The following is a 26,978-nucleotide window of genomic DNA, read 5'->3' on the forward strand; positions in this document are numbered from 1 at the left end:
GATGGCTTTCTTCCATCGTCGGCATACGCAGAGCGCGGCGTCGTGGCCAGAAGGTCATCATCCGCCTGTTTCTCGCCACCCTCAGCGCGGCCTAGGATCGCCCCATGTACACCGTTGTCGTGCTCGCTCTACCGGATGCGATCGCCTTCGATGTGGCCACGCCCATCGAGGCGTTCGGACGGGTGAGGCTTCCCGACGGGCGCCCTGCGTACCGGATCCTGGTCGCCGGCGACGATCGGACGGTCTCAGCCGGTCCGCTCCGGCTGAGCGTGGACGAGGGCCTGGAGGCGCTGGAGCGCGCCGACCTCATCGTCGTGCCCGGGCGTAACGATCCGCTGCAGCCGACGCCGCCCGCCGTCCTGGACGCGCTGCGTGCGGCGGCGGAGCGCGGGACCAGGATCGCCTCCATCTGCGTCGGCGCCTTCACGCTCGCCGAGGCGGGTCTGCTGGACGGGCGGACCGCCACGACCCACTGGCTCGCCGCCGAGGAGTTCAGCGCACGGTTTCCCGCGGTGCGTCTGAACGCCGACGTGCTGTATACCGACGACGGCGGCATCCTCACCTCGGGGGGCGCTTCCTCGGGACTGGACCTCTGCCTGCACGTCGTGGAGCGTGATTACGGAGCGGCGGTCGGCGCGGATGCTGCGCGGCTGGCCGTCGCCCCGCTGCACCGGCCCGGCGGCCAGGCTCAGTACATCGTCCGCAATCGACCGACAGAACGCGCCTCCACCCTCTCCGCCGTCCTGGCCTGGATCGAAGACAACGCGTACCGCGACCTCGCCCTGGCCGAGATCGCGCAGGCGGCCGGGATGAGCGCCCGCACGGTGACGCGACGCTTCAGGAAGGAGACGGGGCAAAGTCCCCTCCAGTGGGTGGCGGGCGTGCGCCTGCGCCATGCGCAGGAGCTTCTCGAGACGACGGATTACACCGTGGAGAGGATCGCCGCTCAGACCGGATTTCCGACGAGCAGCAACTTCCGTGCGCAGTTCGGCAAGGTCGTCGGCGTGACGCCCGGCGCCTACCGGAAGGTGTTCCGGTCCCGCTCGGTCGCCGCGTGACGGCGGACGCTCGCGCTCCCTCGACTTTCCTCCTCCGGGCGGACTCGGATGATGGTCTTCCCGTGCGCCCGCCTCTCATCGAGCGCCGCGACGGCAAGCGGGGTGTCCTCGAAGGATTCGATGGTGCCGATGATGGGGTCCAGCTCGCGCGCGGCGATGGCGGGCAGAAGCTGTTCCCACTGCTGGCGCGGAGAGATGGCGCCGGTCGCCATGAGGCCGCCCCAGGCGACGCCGATGACCGCGATGTTGTTCAGGAGCAGCCGGTTGACCTTGACGGTGGGAATCTCCCCCGCCGCAAAGCCGAGGACGAGCAACCGTCCGTCGGTGGCGAGCGCGCGCAGCGAGTCGGTGAATCGATCGCCCCCGACCGGATCGACGACCATGTCGACGCCGCGACCTGCTGTGGATGATCTGACTGCGTCGAGGAACCCGTCGACGAGGATCGCCTCGTGAGCACCCGCGGCCCTCGCGACCTCTGCTTTCTGGGGAGTCGAGACCACCGCGATCACCCGGGCGCCGATGATCTTCGCGCGCTGGATCAGCGCGACCCCCAGACCTCCTGCCGCACCTTGGATGAGGACGGTCTCCTCCGAGCGCAGGCGGCCGCGGTGCGACAGGGCGAAATCTGCCGTGAGGACGTTCATCGGCATGCCCGCGGCTGTCGCGAAGTCGAGGTTGTCCGGAAGGGGCAGCACGCGAGCGCCGTCCACGGCGGCGTACTCCGCGAACGCACCGGACGGGGCGATCGCGGCTACACGGTCGCCCACCGACACTCCCGCATCCGGGCCTGCTGCCACCACCTCTCCCGCGAGCTCGCAGCCGATGGTGAATGGCAGGGGGATGCGAAGCTGATACGCGCCTCGCGTCTGGAGAACGTCGGGGTATGTGATGCCGGCGGCATGGACGCGGATCAGCGCTTCGCTCGGCGTGAGCGACGGGACGTCGATCGTGTCGACGGTCAGCGCCGACGGGCCGCCGTGGGTGGTGTTGCGGACAGCGCGCATGGAGTCAGGAATGGGTGTCACGGGTTGCACTCTTCGTTCGTGGGCAGCTGAGGGCGGACATCGCGCGACGTCGGGAGGCCGGCGGCGACGATCACCATCCTCAGTGAATCACGGAGTCGCGCCCGGGCGCGGACGACCGCAGCGGCCGGGTGAGCAATGAATCCAGCTTCTGGAGCGCCACGGCGGGCCGTGCGCGATGGCCTGAAACATCAAGGAGTCGCTCGATCACGCTCGCGACTCCGATTGCGAGCTCATCACGCGAGTGCCCTCGCAGGACCGAGGCGACTTCTACGCGGTGCGCAAGCCGATCCGCATCGTCGGCGTCCAGCCGCGCCCGGATTTCCTTCGCCCGCGTACCAGGAACCGAAGTGCTTCGAGCGTGGAACTTGCCGGACGACACTGCGACGCCCGGTGCCCTCGCGGGGTGAATTGTCGAATTGCTTCGATGGAATGCTTGACATCCCCTGACGAATCGGCTGTGATGAGTCGTCCGCATCGAAGTGCTTCGAATTATCCGAACCCTCAAGGAAGCTGGAGTTCAACCGTGACGTCACATTTTTCACAGCGCCTCGCCGCCGTCGCCGTCTCTGTCGCGGTCGCGGCCGCTGCTCTGACCAGCTGTGCGGGCATCGATCAGCCCGCCGAGGAGGATTCCAATGAGCTGAACGTCGCACTTCAGACGTCGCCTGCGTCGTTGGATCCTGCCGTCCTCGATCAGGCTCTCCAGTGGTACGCCGATCTCGCGTACTCCCCGCTCATCATCCGCGGGTCGGACGGCACGCTGCGTCCCGGCCTTGCCACCGAGTGGGGCTATGTCGGTGAAGGCAACACGGCGTTCCAGTTCACGCTCCGTGAAGGCGTCGAGTTCTCAGACGGCGGCACGCTGACGGCGCAGGGGGTGGTCGACCATTGGAACTATGTGCAGAGTGCAGGCGGTTCCTCCTCGATCGCACTGGCTGATGCGACGTTCGAGGTCGTCGATCCGATGACCGTTCGCGTGAACTTCGCCGCACCCCTCCCAGGGGCAGAGTTCTACTTCACGCAGTTCAACCCGGGACCGGCGAACGTCGTCAGCCCTGACGGACTGGCCGACCCGGAGGCGCTCGGAACGACGACGCACGGCGCTGGTCCGTACGTGCTCGAAGCAGACGAGACTGTCGCCGGCGACCACTACGTCTACACACCGAACCCCAAGTACTGGGATAAGGAAAACGTGCACTGGGACCGCGTGACCATCAAGGTCATCACGAACCAGTCGTCGATTCTGAACTCCATGCGGTCGGGCCAGGTGGACGTTGCTGCCTTCGATTACACGACGGCAGCGGAAGCCGAGGCGGCAGGAATCCATTCGCACTACGTCCCCAACGTCTTCTCGGGTCTCAACCTCCTCGATCGAGCCGGCACACTCGTGCCCGCTCTTGCAGACCAGCGGGTGCGACAGGCGATCAACTTCGCCATCGATCGCGAGGCGGTGGTGAACGCGATCTACGGCGAGTTCGCAGACCCGACGACGCAGACCACACGCGACGTCGGTTACCAGCCGGAACTCGATGAGTACTACGCCTACGATCAAGACAAGGCCCGGGAGCTTCTCGCCGAGGCCGGCTACCCCGACGGGTTCTCTATGAAGGTGGCTTCGACACCGTTCTTCAATGGCGACACGATGGTCCAGGCGATCGCGGGCCAGCTCGCCGAGGTCGGCATCACCATCGATATGGAGAGCATCGCCGACACGAACGAGTGGGCGACCCGGATGTCGTCGGGTGAGTTCCCCGCGGCCTGGATCGGATACGGCAGCCTGCCCCTCGTCGTGGAGGCGAGCAGCCTCTACGGCACTTCGGCGTTCTTCAACGCGTTCCACAGTGAGGACGCCCGACTCACTGATCTCACACAGCAACTATTGACCGCCGCACCCGAAGAGGTGGAGGAGATCAGCCAGGACATCGAGAGCCGCATCGTCGAGCTGGGGTGGTTCGCCCCCGTCGGGTGGACCCCATTGGGCAACTACTGGACCGACAAGATCGACGACGCGGCGATGACGGCGACGACCGGTCTGTCGCCGATCGTGGCCATCATCGACATCGAACCGGCGCGTTGACGGTTCCATCCATGGCCGGCGCGGCGGTCCCCTCCCACTCCCAGAGGATGACGTTTCGGTGAATCTTCTCCTCCTGAGGTGGTTGGGGACCTCCGTGCTCCTTCTCTTCGTGGTGACGGCCCTGACCTTCGTGCTGACAGCCCTCGCTCCGGGAGACGCGGCGCGCGTCATCATCGGTCAGAACGGCACACTGGAGCAGTATGAGGCGCTCCGCGCCCAGCTGGGACTGGACGATCCGCTCTTCGCCCGCTACGCCGACTGGCTCGCGAACGCCGTGCACGGTGACCTCGGTACGTCGATCTTTAGTAACCAGCCGGTCGCCGAGCTCATCGCCGGCCGGCTGGGCACGACTCTGTCGTTGGTATTCGGGGCGCTGCTTTTCTCGATGGTGTTCGGAGTCGCGCTCGGAATCGCGAGTGCTCGCTCCAAGGGTTTTCTCTCGAGGGTGACGGACGTCGTCGCGCTGATCGGGGCCTCGGTCCCGAACTTCTGGCTCGGCTTCATCCTCGTGGCCGCATTCGCCGTCGCGATCCCGCTGTTCCCGGCCACCGGATATACGGACTTGGCGGTATCGCCGGGAGAGTGGCTACGAGGAATGGTTCTTCCGGTCATAACGCTGGGCGTCGGAGGGGTGGCGCTCATCGCGAAGCAGACGCGGGACGCGATGCGTCGCCAGCTGGATCGTGAGTATGTGAGCGCGATGCGCGCGCAGGGCCTGTCGGAGAGCTCGATCGTCTTCCGACACGTTCTCAAGAATGCCGCTGTGCCGATCGCCACCGTGCTCGGAGTGATGTTCATCGGGCTCTTCTCGGGAACCGTTCTCGTGGAGAACGTGTTCGCCCTGCCCGGCGTGGGCGGACTCGTCGTCTCCGCCACCGCCAGCCACGACATTCCCGTGGTCCAGGGCGTCGCTCTGGTCTTCACGTTCATGGTGATCGTGACGAATCTCGTCGTAGATCTTCTCTACGGCGTTCTCAACCCGAAGGCGAGAGTGGTGTGAGATCCTTCACGCGTTTCCTCCGCAAGCCGCTCGCCGTCACTGCGACCGCGATATTGTTCGCGATTACGCTCGCCTGCTTTCTCGCTCCGCTCGTCGCGCCATACGATCCGCTCACTCAGGATCTCTCGGCCGCCAACTCGCTCCCCACCCTCGCGCATCCGCTCGGTGCCGACACGCTCGGGCGAGATCTTCTCAGCCGACTGCTGTACGGCGGGCAGGTGTCCTTGACGGGCGCGACCATCGCGGTGGCCGTGTTCGTTGCCCTGGGGGTGCCGCTCGGAATGTTGGCCGGCTACTGCCGCGGCGCCATCGACACCATCCTTTCGAAGGTGGTGGACGTGCTGTTCGCCGTCCCGGTGATCATCATCCTGCTGGTCGTCATCTCCGTCTTCAGCAGCAATCTCGTTGCGGCGATGGTGACACTCGGCGTGCTGGGATGCGGAGGACTGTTCCGCGTCGTGCGTGCCAGCACCATCGAGGCATCGTCCGAGCTGTACGTGAAGGCCGCCCGGGCCTCCGGTCTCGGACACGCGGCTGTCCTCTGGCGGCATATCCTGCCGAACCTCGGCGGCCCTGTCATCGTGCAGGTGTCTCTCTTCGCTGCATCCGCAGTCCTGGTCGAGAGCGGACTGGCATTCCTCGGTTTCTCGGTCCAACCCCCACGACCCAGCTGGGGATCGATGATCAGTGACGCCTCGAACGCCCTCACGAGCCACCCCTGGCTCCTGGTGCCGCCCGGAATGCTCATCGCGGTGGTGGTTCTGTGCCTCGGACTCATCGGGGACGGCGCACGTGACGCCCTCTCCCGGGAAGGCGCGGGCGTGGGCCGAGGAAGCCAGCAGAAGTCCGCCGTGCCCGCGCGGCCGGTGCCTGACGCGGATCCCAACGCTTTGCTCAGTGTGCGCGATGTGTCCGTTGGCTACTCGAGTGGTGCGAGCTTCACGGTGGTCGTGCGAAACGTCAGCTTCGACGTTCGACGTGGCGAAGCGGTGGGGATCGTCGGCGAGTCGGGAAGTGGTAAGTCGGTCACAGCCCGGGCCCTCATCGATCTGCTCGGGGATGGCGGCCGCATCGTGGGAGGCTCTATCAACTTCGATGGCGTGACCTTCGACCGTATGCGGCGTTCGCCCGTGTCTCGGCTGCGGGGCGCCGAGATCGGATTCGTGCCGCAAGAGCCGATGAACACTCTGGATCCTGTGTTCACTGTAGGGTCGCAGCTGCGCGAGGTCGTGCGACGTCACGATGCCGGATCGCGATCCGCCGCGGATGAGCGAGCGCGCGAGCTCCTCGAGCTCGTCGGGTTGCGTGACGCCGCGAGTGTGTTGCGTAAGTACCCGCATGAGTTGTCCGGCGGCATGGCTCAGCGTGTCGGGATCGCCCTGGCACTCGCCGGCCGTCCCAGATTGCTCATCGCGGATGAGCCGACCACAGCGCTCGATGTCAGCGTGCAACAGCAGATCCTGGACCTGCTCGCCGAGCTCCGGGCTCGGTTCGACATGGCTCTGATTCTCGTGACCCACGACTGGGGAGTCCTTGCCGACGTCTGCGACCGCGCGGTCGTGATGTACGCGGGAGAGATCGTCGAGCAGGCGCCCACCGCCGAGCTGTATCGTCAGCCGCTTCACCCCTACACGCGTGCGCTCATCGACGCCAATCCGCACACAGCGACGCCGGGAGCGGCTCTTCCCAGCATCCCCGGCCAAGTCCCGGCTCCCGCGGCATGGCCGGTTGGTTGCCACTTCGCCGATCGGTGCGCCCTGGCAACGGACGCCTGCAGGATTGCGCCGATCGATCTCGTCCGGCTCGACGACAACCGCGAGAGTCGCTGTATTCGAGTAAGCGCTATGGCGGAGGCATCGTGACCGACTCCGAACTGCTGGACATCCGCGATCTGACCGTGACGTATCGTCGAGGCCGCCGACGGCCACCGGTGGTCGCGAACGATGCGATATCGCTCTACATCGGTCGCGGCGAGACGCTCGGCGTTGTCGGAGAGAGCGGCTCAGGGAAGTCGACCCTCGGCGACGCGGTCTTGGGTTTCGCGCCGGTGACCTCCGGAAGCATCCGATTCGAAGGCGAAGAGCTCGTGGGCGCGTCCGCATCACGTCGTCGTGAGCTGACGAGGGATATTCAAGTGGTATTCCAGAATCCCTACGCCTCCCTCAATCCGGCCAAGCCCATCGGAGACACGTTGCGAGAACCACTCCTCGCGCACGGGCTGGCGCGGGGCGCGGATGCACGGGCGCGAGTCGCGCACTGGCTAGGGGTAGTGGGTCTCCCGCCGGATGTCGCGCAGCGCCATCCCCCTGAATTCTCCGGCGGGCAACGGCAACGAATCGCGATTGCGCGCGCCCTCATGCTGGAGCCCAAATTGATTGTCTGCGACGAGGCCGTCAGCGCGCTCGATCTGTCGATTCAGGCTCAGATTCTCAATCTTCTCCTCGATCTCCAGCAGCGTCTCGGAGTGAGCTATCTCTTCATCACCCACGACATGGCAGTCGTAGAGCACATGTCGACGCGGATTGCCGTCATGCACCACGGCCGAATCGTCGAACACGGTCCTGCGGCACGAATCGTTCAGGCCCCTCTTGACGAGTACACCCGCTCGCTCCTCGAGGCAGCCCCCTCGCCTGACCCCGAGATCCAGAATCGTCGACGTAGGGAAAGGACCGCACTATGAGCCGTGTCATCTTGGACCGGGAGACCGTTGAGTGGACAGATCGCGTCGAGTATCTCTCCGCGGAGATGGGCCTCGGCGCTGAGACCGAGCGAATCGAGGCGGAGGCCGTCGCGGAGGACAGGGCCGCACGCCAACGCCTCAGTGATGCCCTCTTCCGCGAGTTCGGTGTGCGTCGTGCCTGGCCAGTCGTGACGCGTGATCATGTGATTCCGGTATCGGGCGGCGAGATCCGAGTGCGCCAATACCGGCCCGCCGACGCGTCCGGCGTCCTTCCCGGCTACCTTGTGCTCCACGGAGGTGGGTTCTGGCTGGGTTCGATCGACGAGGAGATCAATGACGCGATCTGTGCTCAGCGCACCACCGAGGCCGAGGTCACACTCTTTACCGTCGACTATCGCCTCGCACCGGAACACCCGTTCCCGACGGCGCTGGACGACGCATACGCTGCCCTGCTTTGGATCGCGGCTCAACATGAGGATCTGGGTGTCGATCCAGCCCGCCTCATCGTCGGTGGGGCGTCGGCGGGAGGAAACCTCGCGGCAGCATTGGCTCAGGTCGCTCGGGATCGGGGAGGCCCCGTCATCGCTGGCCAGATTCTCGAAGTGCCGGCGGTCGATCTGCGGCCGACCGCCGAGTGGCCCTCGGACTACGCGGCGGCGAACGGAATAGGAGAAATCTCCGATCTGCTCCACGTGTACACCGGCGGAGATTCCGCCGAGCACCCCTATGTCTCGCCAGCGGCCGGGGATGTCGCCGGCTTGCCGCCGACGCACGTGATGACCGCGGAGTACGACCCCACTGCCCCCTCCGCCGAGGCGTACGTCGCAGCGCTTCGTGCAGCGAACGTGGAAGTCTCGGCGACGCGCCATCTCGGCCTGTTGCACGGCTCTGCCGGCCTGACAGCGCGGGTGCGGGGTGCGCGGCTGTGGCACGCCGAGGTTGCGGCGGTGCTACGCGACATGACCTCCCGATGACGCGGGGCCCGCTGTCTGGCGCTCGATAAATTCGACGGGAAGCCTGACATCTTCGGGGCTCTCGCCACCGAGGCGGCGCCGCAGCATCCGAAGTGCGGCTGCTCCGGTCTCCTCGAGAGGGTTCCTCACCGTGGTCAGACCTATCGCTTCCATGGTCGGATCGTCGTCGAATCCGACGATAGAAAGGTCCTCTGGCACCCTGAGGCCGGCGTCGCGGGCAGCCCGCCACACTCGCAGCGCCACGATGTCCCGAGTCGCGAACACGGCGGTCGGCCACCCGTCACGGTTGACCTCATCGAAGAGAAGGCGGATGGCTTCAACGCCGCCTGTCTCATCGCGGGGGACACCGACGTCCACGACATTGTTCTTACCCAGAACCGAGGTCAGTCCTTCGAGGCGCAGCTCAGTCGGGGATCCTCGGAAGAGATTGGGCTGCGCTTCGCGCACGAAGGCCACGCGTCGGTGGCCCCAATCGGCGAGACGCCGACCGACGAGGCGCCCGCCGTCGAAGTTGTCGATATCCACTCTGGGAAGGCCCTGGGCGATCGTGCCGATCAGCACCGTCGGGAGTCGATTCGACAGCCTCGCCCGGATTTTCTCCTCGATCACCATGTCCATGATGATGATCCCGTCGACGTGTCCCTTCACCGGGATGGAGCCCAGTAACGGAGATTGGGCGAGCGCGAGGTCTTCGTGGTCGTGGACGATCACCTGGGTGCCGTCGCGGCCAACCTCGGACAGAACGCCCTGGAGCCGTCGCAAGTAGGTGGGATATGAGGTGAATGGCGCAACGACGACGATGCGCCCGACCCCGACCCTCGCTCGCGCAACGGCCTGCTCCTTCGGCACGAAGCCCAGTTCGTCGACGACGGTCATTATGCGGTCGAGCGTGGCCGGCCTCACTCGGTCGGGGTGGTTGATCGCCAGCGAGACCGTTGAGATGCTGACGCCGGCGCGTTCGGCCACCTGGTAAATCGTGCCGTCCTTCCCGCTCACGTCGCCTCCGATCCAGGTGGTGCGCGTCATCGTCCTGGGTTAGCATAGACCAATCGAAGTGCTTCGATAACTCCGATCGTTCTTAAGGATGCCGTGTCTATCGATCCCGCTCTCTTACCAGTCCTCGCCCGACAAAGATCGCCCCGCCGCTACGAGGGCCGTACGGTCGCTGAGCGTCGTGCATCCATCGAGGCCGACCTGCATGCGCTGATGGCAACCATGCCCCGCGACCCGCGTTGGGACGCGGTCGACGTCGAAGACCTGACGGTTCCCGGCCTGACGCGCGACATTCCGATCCGGATTTTTCGGCCCATTGGTGCGTCGGCACCGCTACCTGCCGTGCTGTACTTCTTCGGCGGCGCCTATTGGATGCGATCGTACGAGACAGAGGACATGCTCGCGCTCTGCCGACGGCTCGCCATCGAGGCCAACGCCGTGGTCGTCGAGATCGATTATGCGCTCGCGCCGGAGAACCCGTATCCGGCGGCCCTGAACGAGGGCATGGCCGTGCTGCGGTGGATGGCGGGCTCGGGGGGCGCGAGCCACGGCATAGACGCCGAGAGGCTTGCCGTCGGCGGAATCTCCTCAGGTGGTGGGATCGCCGCGTCACTGACCCTCCTCGCGCGCGACTGCGATGGACCCGACATCCGACTGCAGATCCTCGAGGTGGCAGCGGTGGACGCGTCTTTCTCGCTTACGGAGCATCCTTCCCCGGAGGCCTCCGACGAGGAGATCGCCGCCATCGTGGAGCTGCAGGATTTCTACTTTCCTGATGGCGTTCGGGATGGCGATGTCTATGCCGTTCCCTCGCGAGCCGAAAATCTGACGGGTCTACCGCCCGCCCTCATCATCTCGGCGGAGTACGACGCGATTCGCCCTGCCGGTGAGGCGTATGCGGTAAGACTGCGCGACGCAGGCGTCCCGTGCGTGTCGGTCGTCTATGGCGGACAGGTGCACTTCTCGCCGGCGCTCCCGACCATCTCCGCGGGCCCACGCGCCTGGCGAGCCCAGATCGCGGAAGCCGTTCGCGGCTTGCACAGGGACGCGCTCAATCCTCTCTGACGCCGCTGACGGGCTGTGCTGAGCCAGCTTGACCCGCAGTAGCCGAGCCTTCATCGCCTCGGCGGACGCCGCCGCGGCCGTAGACCCGAGTCGGTCGAGCGTTCGCCCTGGTGGGGGACGTGTCTACCGGTAGCGGGCGAGGAACGTCTCGACCGCGCTGTCGACTACGCGGTCCACTGTGCCTGTCGGCAGCTCCCAGTCGACGAGCAGCATCCGGGGCCACAGGACGTAGTTGGAGATCATCCCGAGAAACTGCGTCGCCGCCATCTCGGGCTCCTCCACGGCGAGCGATCCCGAGGCACTCTCCTCCTCGATGTACCTGCGCACCTCGTCGAAGAACGGCGCCTTGCCGAGATCGAACTGAATCCGCGCCAGTTCCGGGAATTGCGGCGCCTCGGCGATCACCAGCCGGAACAGTCCGGCCATCCCGTCTCGCAGCAACAAAGCGGCGTATCGAGATCCCAGCGAGCGCAGACCGGCGTGTGGGTCGCCCGGTGCGGGCGCTGACTCCGGCGTCCCCACCTCGCTCCAGAAGGAGAGGACGATCGCCTCGAACAACGCCGCCTTGTTCGGGAACTGCTTGAACAGCGTCGCCGTCGAGACGTTCGCCCTCTCGGCGACGCGCACGAGCGATGTCTTGTCGTACCCGTGCTGGGAGAACAGCTCCCGGGCGGCGACGAGGATCGCAGCCCGCTTGTCGGTCGCGACGCGCTGGTGATACGTCAATGCGTCCCCGGTCATGTCCTGATCGTATCCAGAAACGCAGTGACTGAGGTGAGTGACTTGACTCACTCTTTTGGGAGGCATACCGTGGTGGTGAGTTGAGCCACTCACCTTAGGGTGGCTCGAAAAGCGCGGAAGGCGAACCACATGAATCGTTTCGAAGATGCCGTCGTCCTCATCACGGGCGGTGCCGGCGGGCAGGGCGCGTCACACGCTCACGCGTATGTCCGCGAGGGCGCCTCGGTCGCCATCACCGACGTCAGGGACGAGGCCGGACAGGCGCTGGCCGACGAACTCGGAGAACGGGCGACCTTCCTCCGTCTCGACGTCGCCCGGGAGGCGGACTGGACGAAGGCGATCGCGAGCGTGGAGGAGCGTTTCGGGCCGCTCACGGTTCTCGTGAACAACGCCGGCGTCGGGAGCGTGCCCACGCTCATCGAGGAGGGGACGGTCGAGGACTGGCAGCGCGTCATCGACGTCAACATCACCGGCCAGTACCTCGGCATCCGCGCGGCGGTCCCCTCACTGCGGCGGGCCGGCGGAGGATCGATCGTCAACATCGCTTCGATGGCGGCCAACACCGGGTTGGCGTATCTCTCGCCGTATGTGGCGAGCAAGTGGGCGATCCGAGGTCTGACGCGTACCGCTGCCCTCGAGCTGGGGCGTGACGGCATCCGGGTCAACTCGATTCACCCCGGAGTGGTCGATACGCCCTTCATCACGGAGCCGCTGCGTCCGGGAGTCGCCCCGACGAGCGACTCCTATTCCGCCGAGCCTTTCGCGATCAAGCGCATGGCTCAGCCGGAGGAGATCACCGAGATGCTTCTGTACCTCACCTCCGACGCGGCCGCGTTCGTCACCGGTTCGGAGTTCGTCATCGACGGGGGGCTGCTCCTCGGACCCGCCGTCCCCTCCGTCTGAGCTCGCCGGCTGCCCTGGAGCATCCATGTCCTTCGAACTCGATGAGCGCATCCAGCGGCTCATCGCCGCCGGTGCCGGTCCGTCCGGCTCCCCCCTGTTCGCTCACTTCGTCCCGGGCGACGCGCTGAGCCTTCGAGCGATCCTCGATGATGGCCTCGCCCAGATGCGCGGGCTTCCCGACCACCCGGATGTGACATCCACCGACTACGAGGCGGCAGTGGCCGGTGGTGATCGCATCCTTCTTCGCTGGAACGAGCCTTCGGAAAGGACGACGAGCTCCGCGATCGTCTATTTCCACGGTGGCGCTATGGTCGCCGGCAGTGTCGATCTCTCCGACCCGTTGGTCCGCACCCTCGTGCGGTGGAGCGGCGTGCCCTTCCTCTCGGTCGACTACCGCCTCGCGCCGGAGGCGCCCGCGGGCACGTCGGCGCGGGACGGCCTGGTCGGTCTGCGCTGGCTCATCGAACACGCCGACGAACTGGGCGTGGACCCGACCCGCATCGCCGTCATGGGCGATAGCGCAGGCGGTGGGATCGCGGCCGCGGTCGCCCTCCTCGCGCGCGACGCCGACATCGGCGTCGCGAAGCAGATCCTCATCTATCCGATGCTGGATGACCGCAACACGGAGCCGGACCCACACATGGCCGCGGCGTCATCCATGTTCTCCTACGAGTTCAACCGGACGGCATGGGTGCGGTGCTCGCGCACAGGGAAGGGTCCGCGGTGGTCCTGCCCACGATCGCCCCCGCGCGCAACGAGAACTTCGCCGATCTGGCCCCCGCCTACATCGACGTCGGCGAGGTGGACATCTTCCGCGACGAGAGCGTCGCCTGCGCGCAGGGGCTCTGGCGGGCGGGCGTCGCCGCCGAACTACATGTGCACTCGGGAATGCCGCACGCGTTCGACGTCCTTCTTCTCGGTGATGAGAGCAGTGCTCGTCACCGAGAAGACCGAATTCGTGTCATCCGAAGCATCTGACGAGACAAAACCGGAGAGAAGGAAAAGACAGTGGATGAACGAGCACAGCGTGCGTTGGCCATCACCCCGGCGTCATCCGCCTCGGCGCGCACCGTCGACATCACCACCATCGGCGCGCGGACCGGAAGGCCGCGCCGGATCGAGATCTGGTTCTACCGAGTGGACGGCGAGATCTATCTCACGACGCAGCCGGCGAGGAGGGCGTGGTACGCCAACCTCCGCAAGAACCCCCGATTCACCATGCACCTGAAACACGGATACCGCGCCGATCTCGCGGCGACGGCGGAAGCGGTGCTCGACGCACAGGAGCGCGTCCGCGTGTTCGAGTCGATCATCGCCGACCTGAACCAACCCCTTCACCGGGGCTACATCTCGCAACCGGTCGAGCCGCTCGAGGAGTGGCTGGACCGCAGCCCTCTCATGCACGTCACTTTCGAGGAGACATCGTGAACCGGATGACGACGCGCAGCTTGGGGGAGCAGGGCCTGAGGAGTTCCGCCATCGGGTACGGCGCCATGGGCATCTCGATGGCCTACGGCGGCAGCTCGGACAACGGCAGCGACGCGATCGTCGCCGCGTACGAAGCCGGTGTCACGCACTTCGACACCGCCGAACTCTACGGCTGGGGTGAGAACGAACAGGTTCTCGGTTGCGCCGTGGCGCCGTTTCGCGATGACGTCGTCCTCGCCACCAAGTTCGGCTTCACCTCTGACTACGGGTTCGACAGTCGTCCGAGTCACATCCGCGAGGTGGTGCACAACAGCCTGCGCTTCCTCGGCACCGACCGCATCGACATCCTCTATCAGCACCGCTACGACCCCACCGTCCCGATCGAGGAGGTGGCGGGCACCGTGAAGGAGCTCATCGAGGCGGGAGACGTGAAGTACTTCGGGTTGAGCGAGGTCGGCGACGCGATCCTGCGACGTGCCCACGCCGTTCACCCGGTGTCGGTGCTGCAGACGGAGTACTCGCTGTTCGAACGTGAGGTGGAGGCCCTGTTCCCTTCGCTCAGTGAGCTCGGCATCGGCTTGGTCGCCTACTCCCCTCTCGGGCGCGGCTTTCTCACCGGCACGGCGAAACCCGCGGGGCAGTACGACGCGGCGGACATGCGCAACTCCGACCCGCGCTGGCAGCCCGGGAATTACGAGAAGAACGTTGCGGCCACGGAACAGCTCGGAGACCTGGCGCGCTCGCTCGACGCCACCATCGGGCAGCTGGCGCTCGCCTGGCTTCTCACCCGTGGACCACACGTCGTACCCATCCCCGGAAGCCGCAAGGCCGCCCGCGTCCGAGATAACGCGGCCGCAGCGGGGCTGGACCTCGATGCGGCGACGCTCGAACGAATCGGACAGATCCTGCCCGAAGGCGGATTCGGGGCGCGCTACACCGCCGAGAACATGCCGGTCTGGGACTAGCGCGACCAGCCCGAGCGGTCCGTCACCTCGTCGCGTCGGTGCGTATCGAAGTGCGTGCGCACACCGCGGCCGCAGCAGCGACGAGGGCGCGCCGGTGGTCGCGGAGGCGCTCCGGGGACCCGGGGTCGCTCCCGTCCGCGCTCAGCAGCACGGTGGGGGACAGGTACCAGCTCTGTGCCAGAGCGAAGATGAAGACGAGTGTGTCGACCGTCTCGGCCGTGACCTCGTCGATCGCAGACATGGCCCGGACCCGCTCGACATACGCGTGCGTCGACGAGTGGCCGTGCTCGGGGCGCTCGAGCTGGCGCCAGAGGGCGATGCGCAGCGCTTCCGGGTGCGCGAGGTGATAGTCGAAGAGCCGACCCGCCCATTCCGGCAGGTCGCTGTCGACGAGCGGTACGCTCGCCGCCATCCCGTCCAACGCGGTGTTCAGCGCCGCGAAGAACAGCTCCTCCTTGTTGCCGAAGTGAGCGTAGATCGAACGCACATTCGCGTTGGCGACCGCGGCGATGCGGTCGATCCGCGCTCCCGCCAGCCCATGCTGGGCGAACTCCCGCACGGCCGCTTCGAGGATGCGCGAAGAAGTGTCGGAGGAGGAGGGCACCTTACGAGTCTAGCGAAGTAAGTCTTTCTTGACGACTCGCCGATGTGTCGACTAATGTGAAGTAAACGTTTCCTTACCGACGGCGAGGTCCCATGAAGAAGCTCATTCTCGAGATGCGTGTGAACGAGTTCGCGTCCCGCGATGTCAATCCGCACATCCCGTTCACGCCGGAGGAGCTGGGGCGGGTCGCCGACGACTGCCGCGAGATCGGCGCGGCGATGTTCCACTTCCACTCACGGACCCCCACGGGCGCACCGGACTTCTCGTACGAGACCTATCGCGACGTGATGCAGCGCGTGCGCGCGGGATCGGACGTCCTCATCCACACGTCGCTGGGCGCAGAGATGCAGGTGGCTGACCCCACCACGCGCTTGGCGAACGTCTTGCGGCTCGTTGCAGACGGGCTCGGACCAGACCTCATCCCCCTGGACATGGGCAGTAGCAACTTCGACCTGCTGACGCCGGATGGCTCGGACTTCGAGACGACGGACAAGGTGTACGTGAACTCCACAGGCACGCTCAAACAGTTCGCCGAGATCCTGCGCGAGCAGGACATCAAGCCCTACCTGCAGATCTGGAACGCGCCGAACCTGCGCCTGGCCGAGATCTTCACGTCGATGGGGATCCTCGATGCGCCGGTGTGGATGACATTCGGCATGAGTGGCGGCCGGTCCTTCATCAACCACCCGCCCACACCGGCCGGTCTTCACGCGTACCGCACGCTCGTGCCCGAAAAGCTCTCCGGGGAGTGGTCCGTGACCGTCTTCGCCGACGACCTCTTCCAGATCGCCCCGGAGGTGCTCGAACACGGAGGGCACATCTCCATCGGCATCGGAGACTACGCCTACCCCGAGCGAGGTCTGCCGACCAATCAGGAACTCGCGCTCGCCGTCGTCGAGCTCGCTCGCGAGTACGGTCGTGAGCTGGCGACCCCCGAGGAGGCCAGAGAGATGCTCGGGATGACGAGCTGATGGCCGATCGTCTGAACGGACTCATCGCCACGCTGGAACGGGGCGACGTCGCTTTCGGTGCATGGCTCCAAAACGGCGACTTCGCCGCAGCGCAGGGCGCGGGCGACTCCTCCGCCGACTTCGTCTTCGTGGATATGGAGCACACCGGCTTCGGCTTCGCCGAGCTCGGCCATTCCCTGCAGTGGCTCCTCAGCCGGCGCACCGCATCTCGGCGTCCGGCGCCGGCGTCGCCGATCGTGCGCACTCCCGTGACAGCGGATGATCGCGCGCCGTGGGTGCACAAGCAGACGCTCGACTACGGCGCGATGGGTCTCCTGCTCGCGCAGGCGTCACGGCCCGACGACGTGCGCGAGGTGGTGCAGTCCATGCGCTATCCCCGGCCCGGCGACGATGGCCCGACGGGCCGGCGCGGCGCGCTCCCCGGTACGGCGATGCGATACCTCGGCATCGATTCACCCGAGGAGTACTTCGCCCGCGCGGATCTCTGGCCGCTCAGCCCGCGGGGTGAACTGATGCTCGTGCTGCTGGTGGAGAGCGTCCAGGCCTGGGAGAACATCGACGAGCTCGTCGCCGTGCCCGGGGTCGGCGCTGTGCTCTGGGGGCCAGGTGACGGTCTCGTCAGCCTCGGCATCCACACCTTCGACGTCGCCGACCCGGTGCTGGATCCCTACCGGGCGGCCGTCGTCGCGTCGTGCAAGGCGGCGGGGGTACCCGTCGGCAACCCTGCCGCCACCGACCTTCACCGCGCGATCGACGAAGGCTTCGACTTCATATCCACCCCCGACTGGGACGAGCCGACCATCGCCGCGGCCCGCGCCTACGCCCGAGCCCGGCGACAAAGCTGACCGGCCCCCGAGTACATCGCTTCAAAGGAGAAGACATGAACACCATTTCTGGCGCTGCCTCACCGCTGCCCGACACGGGCGCACGCGTCGTCGCCCGCCTGGATCGCCTCCCCGTCACCCGGATGCAGGTGTTCTGGGTGATCGTGCTGGGCCTGGCCTACTTCGTCGAGACCTTCGACAACTCCGTTTTCGCCTACGCAGCGCCCACGATCCGAGCCGAATGGGGCCTTCCCCTCGAGTCGATCGGCGTCATCACCTCCGCCGTTTTCGTGGGCATGATGATCGGCGCGATCGTCGGCGGCCGTGTCTCCGACCGGTTCGGAAGAAAGCGGCTCCTGATCTGGTCGTCGGTGCTCTACTCGCTCGGGTCGCTGATGTCGGCGCTCGCTCCGAACTACGAGATTCTCGCCGTCAGCCGCGTGATCACCGGAATCGGAGTGCAAGCAGCGACCGGGGTCATCATGGTCTACCTCGCCGAGATGTTCCCTCGGCTTTCCCGAGGCCGATTCTTCAGCGCGCTCACATTCATCGGCCTCACGGCAGGACCTGTCACCTCTCTCCTCGCTCTTCGGCTCGCCACGGAGGGTGAGGCCGGGTCGTGGAGGTGGCTGTTCGTCCTCGGCGCCGCTGGTCTCCTCGTCGCCGTTCTGGCGGCGGTGGCCTTGCCCGAGTCCGTACGGTGGCTTCAGTCCGTGGGGCGCCACGCGGCAGCGGATGCGATCGTGTCGAAGCTCGAGGGCCGGGCCACCGCCTACACGCGCCGACCGCTGGCTGAGCCGGTCGTCATCCCTGATCTTCCGACGGCCAAGGGCACCTATCGGGAGCTCCTGTCGCCGATCTACCTTCGGCGCATCGGGGTCGCGACGGCGGGCTGGTTCCTGTTTCTGTTCGTGGTCTACGGGCATCTGTCGTGGGTGGCGACCGTGCTGGTGGAGACGGGAATGTCCCAGACGGAGGCACTCGGGTTCGTCTCCGTGCTGTCCTTCTCATCCTTCGTCAGCCCGGTACTGCTCTTCCCCGTCGCCGATCGACTCAACCGCAGGACGACGATCATGATCGCCTGTGTCGTGGCCGCCGTCAGCTTCACGGTGTTCTCTTTCGCCCCGTCCCCGATCGTGATGGTCGTCTTCGCCTTCGTCGGTCAGACGATGCTGGCCGTCGGCTCCGCGGCGTTCTACACGTATATCCCGGAGATTCTGCCGACGCACGTGCGGGGCATCGGCGCCGGCCTCATCAACGGGGTCGGCCGCGTGGGCGGCGTCCTCCAAGGGCTCGTGATCGCGGGGATCTTCGCCCTTCTCGGCTTCCAGGGGCTCTACCTCGTCCTGGCGGCGACCGTGCTGCTGGTGGGGCTCATCATCGGCCTGCTCGGAGAGCGGACAGCCAAGCGCGCCCTCGAGGAGATCTCCCAGGAATGACTTCTGCAACGCACGGAGATCCCGTCATGACCAGGCAACTCGACCCGTTCATCGCTCGGGCTCTCGCCGCTCGGGCGGAGGCGGTCGCCGCGGCCGGGGGCATGGTGTCGCCCCACCGTGACGACCCGATCGCACTCCGGCGGTTCCTCGACCCCGGCTTCCTCCCGAGCCACGCGCAGGCCGGGCCGGCCCCGGATGTCTCCTACTCCGAGTACTCCGCGGTCTCGACGGATGGAACGGTCATCCCTCTCCGGCTCTACCGGAAAGCGGGTTCCGAACCGGGCTCCGCGGTGGTCTACCTTCACGGTGGCGGCCTGATCAGCGGCTCGGTCGCGCTGTATGACCACCTCCTGCGGGCCTACGTGCAATGGACGGGAGTTCCCTTCCTGGCCGTGGACAACCGCCTCGCCCCGGAAGCCACGGGGACCGCGATCACGGAAGACGCCTTCGCGGGCGTGGAGTGGCTGCGGGAGCACGCGGCTGAGCAGGCGATCGACCCGACCCGCATCGCTGTCATGGGCGATTCCGGCGGTGGAGCTCCCGCGGCCGGAGCCGCGATCCTCGCCCGCGATCGAGGCATCCGCTTGAGGGGTCAGATTCTGATCTATCCCATGCTCGACGATCGCAACACCGATCCGGATCCGGAACTCGAACCCACAGCGGTGTGGAGCTACGACAACAACTACACGGGGTGGCACGCGCTGCTGGGCGACCGGATCGGGGCGGATGACGTGTCGCCGCTCGCCGCGCCCGCGCGCAATCGCGACTTCCGGGGACTTGCGCCCGCGTACATCGAGACCGGCGACCTCGACATCTTCCGCGACGAGGATCTCGACTACGCCGGGCGGCTCGTCCGCGCCGGTGTGAGCACGGAGCTTCACATGTATCCCGGCGCGCCCCACGGCTACGACTGGATCGGCTACGGCGGACCGCTGACGAAACGGTGGCGGGCCGACCGCATCCGCGTCATCCGCGCTCTGTGATCCGTCAGGGGGCAGGCCGCGCCTGCCATAGCGGGGCCCGAGATCGGTTCGACCGACGCCGATCGCCCCTCCGGCTTCGACCAGAGGGGCGCTCGGCAGGGCGGTCGTCGTCAGCGCAGGTCTTCGGTCTCGGACCGCGATCCGGCGACGATCTGCGTGAAGATCTGACCCAGGCCGTCGGCGCGGGTGACGATCTCGTCGCCGGGCTTCAGGTAGACGCCCGCCGCGTGCGCATCGCGGACGTACACCTCCAACGCGGAGTCGACGATCGATTCGGCATTCGTCCCGAAGCTGGCGATGTATTCCATGAACCCGAGGATGCGCTGCCGGGTGTCGGGAGCCCGGTACACGACGCCCTCGGGCGTGCCGCTCTGGATGATCGTCCCTCGGGTGATGATGCCCGGCTCAGGCGTGAGCGGCACCGCCACGCCGTCGCTGTCCCAGGTGCGGTTGCCGATCGCGAGCGTCTTCTCGATCACGGTCGGAGCGTCCCACACCATGTCCGACGGGTGTGCGCGCTGACGGAGGTCGCCGTTGACGTACAGATCGAGCTCGAGTTCTCTGTAGTAGGACTGCCAATCGGCGGGGATGACGAACAGGTCTCCGGTGCTGAAGAAGCCGGGTTGGCTCTTCGAGTTGGTGAACCCGGCTGCGTCGGTCAGATTATCGGGCTCGATCTGATCGACGAGCAGCTCGCGGTCTGTCCAGTCGTTCGTGAGCATGAGCCCCATGTGCTCCGGGATACCCGTCTCCGCCGTGATGTCGTCCATCGCGACGAGGCCGAGTTCGACCTCGTAGTCGAGCAGCCCGCCGTCGCCGGCCGCGAGCGGCTCGTTCGAGTCGGTGATCGCACCGAGCTTCGGAAAGAGGTACGGCTCGTCGATGGTCGCCTCCTCCTGATGCTCGACGTAGTTCGTGCCGGTGCCGATGTGGTGTTTGTGGGTGTCGATCGCGGTGAGCACGTCAGACGCGTCGACCGTGAGGGTGGGCCGTGACGCGTCGACGGCGATGCCCTCCAGCGCCGCGTACCCGAGCGTGTGAAATGCCGAGATGGGATCGGTGTGCACGGTGCCGGTCGCGGCGCTAAGGTCGACGCCCGTGATCCGTCCGCCGGAGTACCCGGTGACGGCGAGGACGGTCGGACCGGTCTCGGTGTCGATGCGGGCGAAGGTGAGTGCGGTGGCCGGCTCGGCGAGCGTGATGCCATCGGTGACGCCCGGCTCGAGCTTCTCGGCATAGACGAGGGGGAACTCCGGCGGCAGGCCGCGGATCACGGCGTACGAGCCGAGGCTCGCGACGACGGCGCCCGCCGCGATGATGCCGGTGACCGTCAGCCCCTTTCGGTGCCGACGCGGGAACGATCCGCTGCTGCCGGTGTCGACCGGGATGTCGGTGTCACGGATGGTGCTGCTGGTCATGATCTCTCCTCGGTGCACGGTCGCCCTGAGCGGAAGCGTTTCTCCCGCGGCGTGACCTGAAACTAGGAGTGCGATGGGCGGCGAGTCCTCACCCACGGGGTGCTCGTCGCCCGTACGCGCGTACGGCTCCGCCCACCTCGCGGGAGGGATCGTTCGATGAGGAGAGGCGCTCCGGCGTCAGCTGGGGGAGCCGGGCGTCACGAGCCCCGTTTCATACGCCAGCATGACCGCGTGGATGCGGTCGCGGAGCTGCAGTTTGGACAGGATGCGGCTGACGTGGCTCTTCGCGGTCTGCTCGGCCATGAACAGCTCCCTGCCGATCTCTGCGTTCGACCGTCCCGTGGCGATGAGGAGGAACACTTCCCGTTCGCGGTCGGTGAGGTTGTTGAACACGGTCAGGGACTGCAGACCGGCGGGCCGGCTCGCCACGAAGTTCTCGATGAGGCGGCGCGTCACGCGCGGTGACAGGAGCGAGTCGCCCCGGGCCACCACGCTCACCGCCGACGTGAGCTCCTGCACATCGGCATCTTTGAGCAGGAACCCGCTCGCGCCCGCCTCGAGTGCGGCGTACACGTACTCGTCGATGTCGAACGTCGTCAGCATGATGACCCGGGGGACGTTGGCCGCGCCGCTGGGCCGCGTCAGTTTCCGTGTGGCGTCGATGCCGTTCATCCTCGGCATGCGCACGTCCATGAGCACGACGTCGGGGTTCAGGACCCGGTTGCGGGCGATCGCTTCCTCGCCGTCGCTGGCCTCGCCGACCACGGTGATGCCGTCGGACCCGCCGAGGATCGCGGACATCCCGGCTCGATACATCGGCTGGTCGTCCACGATCAGCACCCGGATGTTCATGAGTTCTCCCGATCTCGATCGATGACCGCCGGGATCATCGCGTCGACGACGTACCCGCCGTCGGGCGTCGCGGCGGCCGACAACCGCCCTCCCAAGAGCGTGACGCGCTCGCGCATGCCGCGCAGTCCCTGACCCCCGCGGTCGACGACGGGCTGCGGGCGGGATGCGGCGGATGCGGGTGCGGCGTTTCGCACGGAGAGGAAGATGGCATCGTCCCGCGCGCTCACCCTCACGGCGGTGGATGCCCCGGGGGCGTGACGGATGACGTTGCTCAACGCCTCCTGGACGACGCGGTAGGCCGTGAGCTGCACGAGGGAACTCGTCAGGAAGGCGTCGGGGTCGGTGTCCACCCTGACGGACGTCCCTGCGCGCGATGTCGCGGTCGTGAGATCGGCGAGGTCGGCGAGCTGCGGTTGAGGCATCAGATCGGCGCTGTCGTCGGCGTCCGAGCGCAGCGCGCCGAGCAGTTGGCGCATCTCCGACAGCGCGGTGCGGGCAGAGCGGGCGATGTCGCCGAATTCCTGCTCGATGACGTCGGAAGGGGCGTCGCGCACTCTGAAGGGAGCGGACAGGGCCTGCATGTGGATGAGGGACATGCTGTGGGCGACGACATCGTGGAGTTCCCGCGCGATGCGCGCCCGCTCCTCGACGTACAGCCGTTGCGCGTGCTCCAGCTCGATGTCACGCCGGGCGCGGGCGAGGTCCGTGCGGATGCGTCCCCGTTGGCCCACCGCGATCGCGGCCGCGAGCACCGTGATGGTGTAGCTCGAGTAGATGGTGAGATTCGCGCCCCACACCGATGCCGGGACGATGTCGTCGGCCAGGAGGGCGACCAGCGCGATGAGCACGACGATGCTGACCCACCACACGGCCAGCGAGAGGATCCACCACTCGCGGATGCCGACGATGAGAACAAGAGCACCGAGCGAGATGAGGCCGGTGACGGGGAGCGGCCAGATGTCTGCCTCGGCGGAGCGGGTGACGACGGCCAGCACCACGATGGCGAGGAACTGCAACGCGGAGCCGAGGAGCGGCCGGAAGATCGCGAGCACGAGCGACCCGCACTGGACTGTCGCGATCGCGAACGAGACGGCCAGGTCGATGTCGTCCACCGCCGTCATCACGGGGACCGCGGAGACGAACAGAAGGGTGCAGAACCCCGCGAACGTGCACCACGCCCAGAACGGCAGGGCAACGGGCATCCGCGGCTTCTCCCGCGCGGTGCGGCTCGTCACGATCACCCTCCTGCCACCCGGTTGCGCTGGATGCCTGCCCGGACTCGATCTCGACGGTACGGCCGGCCGATCGGACCGGCATCACCCGATCGGGCATAACAGACCGTACCGCCGTACGGTCTGGTGGTCGCGAGCGCGAGGGTCGCGCGATCTGGGCCTCAGTGCAGGAACGTCTCGGCGGCGATGATGCCGGCGCCGAAACCGGCCGTCGTGACCCCCCGCGAGAAGCGATCGCCGCAGGGAGCCGCGGCGGTTGTGCAGAGCCAGGAAGCCCACGACGGCGAGGGCGAGCAGGCTGATGCTGAGGCTCGTCGTGTAGGCGACGACTGCCGGCAACGCTCCGGTGACGGCGATCAGCAGGGGAATGGTCGGGACGATGCACGCCTCGAGAAGGGGGAGCGTACGCCTCATCTCGAGCCAGACGGTGGCGATGCCCGTCTGGAGTGAGCCCTCGGCGGCGTGCTGGTGGGCGAGAACGGCAGAGTAGACGTGCGCGCAATAGAGCAGGACGACGCCCGCCACAGCGGAGACGGACATCTTCCAGACGGGGTAATCGGCGACGAAGGTCGCACCGACGATGGCGACGAAGAGTACGAGTCCGTGAACGGCGTGCGCGAGCGCCGCCGGCCCGATCGCTCCTGCCGCCCGCAGCGGGGTGAGTACTCGCAGGACCGTATCGGCCGGCCTTCTGACGGGGGTATCGGTCATCGTCTTCCGCTTCTCTTCGTGCTGGATTCGGGTATGAGGTTGGGCACGCTAGAGCCGTCGACCGCGATGCGCGTCACCCAGCGGTACGGCGAGCTCCCGTACCCCGGTCCGTGCGGATCGAGACCGCGGTTGGACGCGCGAGCAGGCTCCCGGCGCCTACCGTCACTGCGGTGGCCGGAAGCGCCGGACCATCCAGAAGGGAAGATCCTCATGAACGACAACAGCAAGAACGGGTACGAAGAGTTCGAGGTCAAGAGCGGCGATGCGGTCGCCCGCGTCCGCGAGATCGTCGGCGAAGGCAACGCCAGTCGCCTCTTCATCAAGCGCGACACCGGCGAGACCATCCTCGAAGTGCCCCTCACGGCGGGAGTGGCCGTCACCGCGGTCGGTGTCTTCCTCGCTCCCGTCCTGGTGGCCGTCGGGGCGGTCGCCGCACTCGTGACTCGCGTCACCATCGGCGTCGAGCGGCGGGCCCCCGCGGAAGACGAGGGGTGACCCGCGCCGCCGCGCGGGAGGCGCCCGGACCACGGTTCGCCGGTTCGCCGCCGACCCGGAGGGAGTCTCGTTCCTGCGGGGAGTGCGAGTCTGGGGGATCTCGCACTCCCCAGGTCAGATGCACTCCCCTCAGTGCAATCTGTTGACCCTCGCGGAGAGTCTAGGCCCAGATTGCGCATTCTGCCTCGGTTTAGAAGTGGCAATTGTGCAAGAGCGGAATCCGTGGGCAGATAGTCGATACGAGGTGCTTCCCACGGAACGAGGACTCAATGATGCTTCCCACCCTTGCCCATGAACGCGTCGTCTCCACGGTCGGGCGACGGTCAGGGCTTCCGATGACCGTGGCGGTGCATTCCACCGCCCTGGGGACGGCGCTCGGGGGATGCCGTCTGTGGTCCTACGAGCAGTGGGGCGACGGGTTGGCGGATGCGATGAGGCTCTCGGCGGCGATGACCTTGAAGTGTGCGGTCGCCGGCCTCGCCACCGGCGGAGGCAAATCGGTCATCGCGCTGCGACCGGGCCAGGTACTCACACCCGAGGAGCGCCGCAAGGCTTTCCTCGACCTCGGCGATCTCGTCGAGTCGTTCGAGGGCGCGTATCGGACCGCGGAGGATGTCGGCACGAGCACCGCCGACATCCTGGTCGTGCGGGAACGCACCGAGTACGCCATCGGGCTGCCCGCTGACCGGGGCGGCATCGGAGAGCCCGCCGCGCCCACCGCCGCCGGGGTGTACGCCAGCGTGCAGACGACGCTCGACAGGCTCGGCCTCGAGACGGCGGATCTGCGTGTCACGGTCATCGGGCTGGGGCAGGTCGGATCCCGCGTGGCCCAGGCCCTCGCCGACGAGGGTGCCGCTCTGACCGTCACCGACCTCGATCCCGCCCGCCGCGCATTCGCCGAAAAGATCGGCGCCGAATGGGTGCCCCTCGCAGATGCCATGACACGGCCGACGGATGTCGTCGTCCCCGCCGGCGTCGGAGGTCTTCTGACAGCCGAAGCCATCGCGGCGCTCGATTGCAAGGCCGTCGTGGGTCCGGCCAACAACCAGCTCGCCGATGCCGACGGCGACGAGCAGCTGGCGGAGCGCGGCATCCTCTGGGCACCGGACTTCGTCGTCAACGCGGGCGGTGCTCTCGCGGCCATCCTCACGGAGCTCGAGGGCCTGCCGCCGGCCGAGGTGGACGCGCGGATCGCGGGGATCGGTCGGACGCTGGCTGACATCTACGACACCGCATCCGCCGACGGGGTGACGCCTCAGCAGGCGGCGGTGCGCATCGCCGAGCGGCGCTTGGCCGACGCCGCGTCCGGAGCGCTGCCGGTGATGCAGGGGGTCGAGTCATGACGGTGGAATCGCAGTTCGGCACCGATGTGCTCCTCGTCGGCTGGGGGCACTCGCGCTTCGGCAAGCTTGCCGACGAAGATCTCGGGTCGCTCATCCGAGCGGTCGCCGAAGAGGCGATCGTGAACAGCGGCCTGGAGCCTGAAGACATCGACGAGATCTACCTCGGCAACTTCAACTCGGGTCTGCTCCCCTTGGCTTTCGCATCCTCTTTACCGCTGCAGGCCTCCGACGGTCTGCTGTATCGGCCTGCCACCCGGGTCGAGAACGCGTGCGCGTCGGGATCTGCGGCTCTGCACCAGGGCGTGAAGTCTCTGCTGGCGGGGACGGCGCGACACGTTCTCGTGATCGGAGCGGAGAAGATGACCCACGCAGCGACGTCCGTCGTCGGGGCCGCTCTCCTCGGTGCCGACTACGAGACGGCCGGTCGCGAGTCGGATACCGGCTTCGCCGGGCTCTTCGCCCGGACAGCCCGTGCTTATGAGGAGCGGTACGGGGAGGTCGCGGACGCGCTCGGGATGATCGCGGCGAAGAATCACCGCAACGGGGTCGCCAATCCGTACGCCCAGATCCGCAAGGACCTCGGTGTCGAGTTCTGCCAGACCGTCTCCGAGCGCAATCCGGTGGTGGCGCATCCTCTTCGCCGGACCGACTGCTCCCCGATCTCCGACGGCGCGGCAGCCCTCGTGCTCTCCGCGCAGCGCGTGATCGGCGCCGCTGCGGCTCCGGTGCGCCTCAGCGGCTTCGGGCAGGCGAGCGACTTCCTCCCCGCTGCGCGCCGCGACCCCACGGCTTTCGCGGGGAGCGCGGTGGCATGGAATCGTGCCCTCGAGATGGCGGAAGTAGCCGTCGGAGACCTCGACCTGGTCGAGGTGCACGACTGCTTCACCATCGCCGAGCTGATCATGTACGAGGTGATGGGCCTGACGGAGGCCGGTTCCGGGAGGCGGGCCGTCGAAGAGGGGTGGGTGCAGGCCGACGGCAGGCTGCCGGTCAACCTGTCGGGAGGTCTGAAGGCCAAGGGTCATCCGGTGGGCGCGACCGGTGTCTCGCAGCACGTCCTCGCCGCGATGCAGCTGTCGGGAACCGCGGGCGAGATGCAGCGTCCGGGGGCACGGCGCGCGGCGGTCCACAACATGGGAGGCCTCGCCGTCGCGAACTACGTGAGCGTCCTCGAGGCGGTGTGAGGCGGGCGGACGG

Annotated in this window: 26 protein-coding genes and 1 pseudogene; 19 read left to right on the forward strand and 8 right to left on the reverse strand. The window is 67.1% G+C overall.

The window, feature by feature from the left end:
• Positions 1-104: 104 nt before the first annotated feature.
• Positions 105-1,058 (forward strand): GlxA family transcriptional regulator, encoded by a 954-nt coding sequence (locus ACTU3I_RS05045; RefSeq protein WP_442924550.1) that lies wholly within the window; start codon positions 105-107, stop codon positions 1,056-1,058.
• On the opposite strand, the gene ACTU3I_RS05050 is transcribed toward ACTU3I_RS05045, so the two are convergent.
• Entirely contained in the window at positions 1,019-2,083 is a 1,065-nt protein-coding gene (locus ACTU3I_RS05050) for an NADPH:quinone oxidoreductase family protein (protein ID WP_442924551.1), read from the reverse strand. The two genes, ACTU3I_RS05045 and ACTU3I_RS05050, sit on opposite strands and share 40 nt — an antisense overlap.
• A gap of 523 nt (positions 2,084-2,606) precedes the next feature.
• On the opposite strand from ACTU3I_RS05050, the gene ACTU3I_RS05055 reads away from it, so the two are divergent.
• Genes ACTU3I_RS05055 through ACTU3I_RS05075 form a run of 5 tightly spaced genes read left to right on the forward strand, consistent with a single transcriptional unit; the run spans position 2,607 to position 8,814 of the window.
• The gene (locus tag ACTU3I_RS05055; protein WP_442924552.1) at positions 2,607-4,160 is read left to right on the forward strand and encodes an ABC transporter substrate-binding protein; all 1,554 of its coding nucleotides are present in this window, start codon (positions 2,607-2,609) and stop codon (positions 4,158-4,160) included.
• A gap of 58 nt (positions 4,161-4,218) precedes the next feature.
• Positions 4,219-5,160, forward strand: coding sequence for an ABC transporter permease (locus ACTU3I_RS05060; protein WP_442924553.1), 942 nt, complete (start codon positions 4,219-4,221; stop codon positions 5,158-5,160).
• Entirely contained in the window at positions 5,157-7,022 is a 1,866-nt protein-coding gene (locus ACTU3I_RS05065) for a dipeptide/oligopeptide/nickel ABC transporter permease/ATP-binding protein (RefSeq protein ID WP_442924554.1), read from the forward strand. Before ACTU3I_RS05060 ends, ACTU3I_RS05065 begins: the two co-directional genes overlap by 4 nt.
• Positions 7,019-7,840 (forward strand): ATP-binding cassette domain-containing protein, encoded by an 822-nt coding sequence (locus ACTU3I_RS05070; protein WP_442924555.1) that lies wholly within the window; start codon positions 7,019-7,021, stop codon positions 7,838-7,840. Before ACTU3I_RS05065 ends, ACTU3I_RS05070 begins: the two co-directional genes overlap by 4 nt.
• Positions 7,837-8,814: an alpha/beta hydrolase gene (locus ACTU3I_RS05075; protein WP_442924556.1), complete on the forward strand. Its 978-nt coding sequence runs from the start codon at positions 7,837-7,839 to the stop codon at positions 8,812-8,814. The genes ACTU3I_RS05070 and ACTU3I_RS05075 overlap by 4 nt, the downstream gene beginning before the upstream one ends.
• Here the strand turns inward: ACTU3I_RS05075 and ACTU3I_RS05080 are convergent.
• The gene (locus tag ACTU3I_RS05080; protein ID WP_442924557.1) at positions 8,791-9,810 is read right to left on the reverse strand and encodes a LacI family DNA-binding transcriptional regulator; all 1,020 of its coding nucleotides are present in this window, start codon (positions 9,808-9,810) and stop codon (positions 8,791-8,793) included. The genes ACTU3I_RS05075 and ACTU3I_RS05080 overlap by 24 nt on opposite strands.
• Before the next feature lie 210 nt (positions 9,811-10,020).
• Between ACTU3I_RS05080 and ACTU3I_RS05085 the strand changes: the two genes are divergently transcribed.
• Positions 10,021-10,872: an alpha/beta hydrolase gene (locus ACTU3I_RS05085; protein WP_442924558.1), complete on the forward strand. Its 852-nt coding sequence runs from the start codon at positions 10,021-10,023 to the stop codon at positions 10,870-10,872.
• Between the two features lie 123 nt (positions 10,873-10,995).
• On the opposite strand, the gene ACTU3I_RS05090 is transcribed toward ACTU3I_RS05085, so the two are convergent.
• Positions 10,996-11,613, reverse strand: coding sequence for a TetR/AcrR family transcriptional regulator (locus ACTU3I_RS05090; protein WP_442924559.1), 618 nt, complete (start codon positions 11,611-11,613; stop codon positions 10,996-10,998).
• Positions 11,614-11,742: 129 nt separating this feature from the next.
• On the opposite strand from ACTU3I_RS05090, the gene ACTU3I_RS05095 reads away from it, so the two are divergent.
• From ACTU3I_RS05095 to ACTU3I_RS05115, 5 genes and pseudogenes are all read left to right on the forward strand, one after another.
• Entirely contained in the window at positions 11,743-12,516 is a 774-nt protein-coding gene (locus tag ACTU3I_RS05095) for a glucose 1-dehydrogenase (protein ID WP_442924560.1), read from the forward strand.
• Positions 12,517-12,679: 163 nt separating this feature from the next.
• Positions 12,680-13,174 (forward strand): annotated as a pseudogene (locus ACTU3I_RS05100) (alpha/beta hydrolase fold domain-containing protein); the annotation flags it as partial.
• A gap of 65 nt (positions 13,175-13,239) precedes the next feature.
• Positions 13,240-13,494, forward strand: coding sequence for an alpha/beta hydrolase fold domain-containing protein (locus ACTU3I_RS05105; RefSeq protein WP_442924561.1), 255 nt, complete (start codon positions 13,240-13,242; stop codon positions 13,492-13,494).
• A gap of 30 nt (positions 13,495-13,524) precedes the next feature.
• Positions 13,525-13,944 carry a nitroreductase/quinone reductase family protein gene (locus ACTU3I_RS05110; RefSeq protein WP_442924562.1) on the forward strand — a complete coding sequence of 140 codons (420 nt, stop codon included), beginning with the start codon at positions 13,525-13,527 and terminating at the stop codon, positions 13,942-13,944.
• A gap of 5 nt (positions 13,945-13,949) precedes the next feature.
• On the forward strand, positions 13,950-14,909 hold the full coding sequence (locus ACTU3I_RS05115) for an aldo/keto reductase (RefSeq protein ID WP_442924564.1): 960 nt from the start codon (positions 13,950-13,952) through the stop codon (positions 14,907-14,909).
• A gap of 22 nt (positions 14,910-14,931) precedes the next feature.
• Here ACTU3I_RS05115 and ACTU3I_RS05120 read toward each other — a convergent pair whose 3' ends face one another.
• A complete protein-coding gene (locus tag ACTU3I_RS05120; protein WP_442924566.1) occupies positions 14,932-15,513 on the reverse strand; it encodes a TetR/AcrR family transcriptional regulator in 582 nt (193 codons plus the stop codon).
• 92 nt (positions 15,514-15,605) lie between these two features.
• Between ACTU3I_RS05120 and ACTU3I_RS05125 the strand changes: the two genes are divergently transcribed.
• Genes ACTU3I_RS05125 through ACTU3I_RS05140 form a run of 4 tightly spaced genes read left to right on the forward strand, consistent with a single transcriptional unit; the run spans position 15,606 to position 19,730 of the window.
• Positions 15,606-16,484 (forward strand): 3-keto-5-aminohexanoate cleavage protein, encoded by an 879-nt coding sequence (locus ACTU3I_RS05125; protein ID WP_442924567.1) that lies wholly within the window; start codon positions 15,606-15,608, stop codon positions 16,482-16,484.
• On the forward strand, positions 16,484-17,329 hold the full coding sequence (locus ACTU3I_RS05130; RefSeq protein ID WP_442924568.1) for an HpcH/HpaI aldolase family protein: 846 nt from the start codon (positions 16,484-16,486) through the stop codon (positions 17,327-17,329). The genes ACTU3I_RS05125 and ACTU3I_RS05130 overlap by 1 nt, the downstream gene beginning before the upstream one ends.
• Positions 17,330-17,364: 35 nt before the next feature.
• Positions 17,365-18,747, forward strand: a complete 1,383-nt coding sequence (locus ACTU3I_RS05135) for an MFS transporter (protein WP_442924569.1) — start codon at positions 17,365-17,367, stop codon at positions 18,745-18,747.
• Between the two features lie 26 nt (positions 18,748-18,773).
• On the forward strand, positions 18,774-19,730 hold the full coding sequence (locus ACTU3I_RS05140) for an alpha/beta hydrolase (protein WP_442924570.1): 957 nt from the start codon (positions 18,774-18,776) through the stop codon (positions 19,728-19,730).
• Positions 19,731-19,840: 110 nt separating this feature from the next.
• On the opposite strand, the gene ACTU3I_RS05145 is transcribed toward ACTU3I_RS05140, so the two are convergent.
• From ACTU3I_RS05145 to ACTU3I_RS05160, 4 genes are all read right to left on the reverse strand, one after another.
• Positions 19,841-21,148: a fumarylacetoacetate hydrolase family protein gene (locus ACTU3I_RS05145; RefSeq protein WP_442924571.1), complete on the reverse strand. Its 1,308-nt coding sequence runs from the start codon at positions 21,146-21,148 to the stop codon at positions 19,841-19,843.
• Positions 21,149-21,325: 177 nt separating this feature from the next.
• Positions 21,326-22,000 (reverse strand): response regulator, encoded by a 675-nt coding sequence (locus ACTU3I_RS05150; RefSeq protein WP_442924572.1) that lies wholly within the window; start codon positions 21,998-22,000, stop codon positions 21,326-21,328.
• Positions 21,997-23,235 carry a sensor histidine kinase gene (locus ACTU3I_RS05155; RefSeq protein ID WP_442924573.1) on the reverse strand — a complete coding sequence of 413 codons (1,239 nt, stop codon included), beginning with the start codon at positions 23,233-23,235 and terminating at the stop codon, positions 21,997-21,999. The genes ACTU3I_RS05150 and ACTU3I_RS05155 overlap by 4 nt, the downstream gene beginning before the upstream one ends.
• Before the next feature lie 81 nt (positions 23,236-23,316).
• Positions 23,317-23,943 (reverse strand): hypothetical protein, encoded by a 627-nt coding sequence (locus tag ACTU3I_RS05160; RefSeq protein ID WP_442924574.1) that lies wholly within the window; start codon positions 23,941-23,943, stop codon positions 23,317-23,319.
• A gap of 210 nt (positions 23,944-24,153) precedes the next feature.
• Between ACTU3I_RS05160 and ACTU3I_RS05165 the strand changes: the two genes are divergently transcribed.
• From ACTU3I_RS05165 to ACTU3I_RS05175, 3 genes are all read left to right on the forward strand, one after another.
• On the forward strand, positions 24,154-24,438 hold the full coding sequence (locus tag ACTU3I_RS05165) for a DUF4342 domain-containing protein (RefSeq protein ID WP_442924575.1): 285 nt from the start codon (positions 24,154-24,156) through the stop codon (positions 24,436-24,438).
• A 269-nt stretch (positions 24,439-24,707) separates the two neighbouring features.
• Positions 24,708-25,781 carry a Glu/Leu/Phe/Val dehydrogenase dimerization domain-containing protein gene (locus tag ACTU3I_RS05170; RefSeq protein WP_442924576.1) on the forward strand — a complete coding sequence of 358 codons (1,074 nt, stop codon included), beginning with the start codon at positions 24,708-24,710 and terminating at the stop codon, positions 25,779-25,781.
• Positions 25,778-26,965 carry an acetyl-CoA acetyltransferase gene (locus ACTU3I_RS05175; RefSeq protein WP_442924577.1) on the forward strand — a complete coding sequence of 396 codons (1,188 nt, stop codon included), beginning with the start codon at positions 25,778-25,780 and terminating at the stop codon, positions 26,963-26,965. The genes ACTU3I_RS05170 and ACTU3I_RS05175 overlap by 4 nt, the downstream gene beginning before the upstream one ends.
• Positions 26,966-26,978: the final 13 nt, after the last annotated feature.

This window comes from Microbacterium sp. RD1, assembly GCF_052220165.1.
GTDB lineage: Bacteria > Actinomycetota > Actinomycetes > Actinomycetales > Microbacteriaceae > Microbacterium.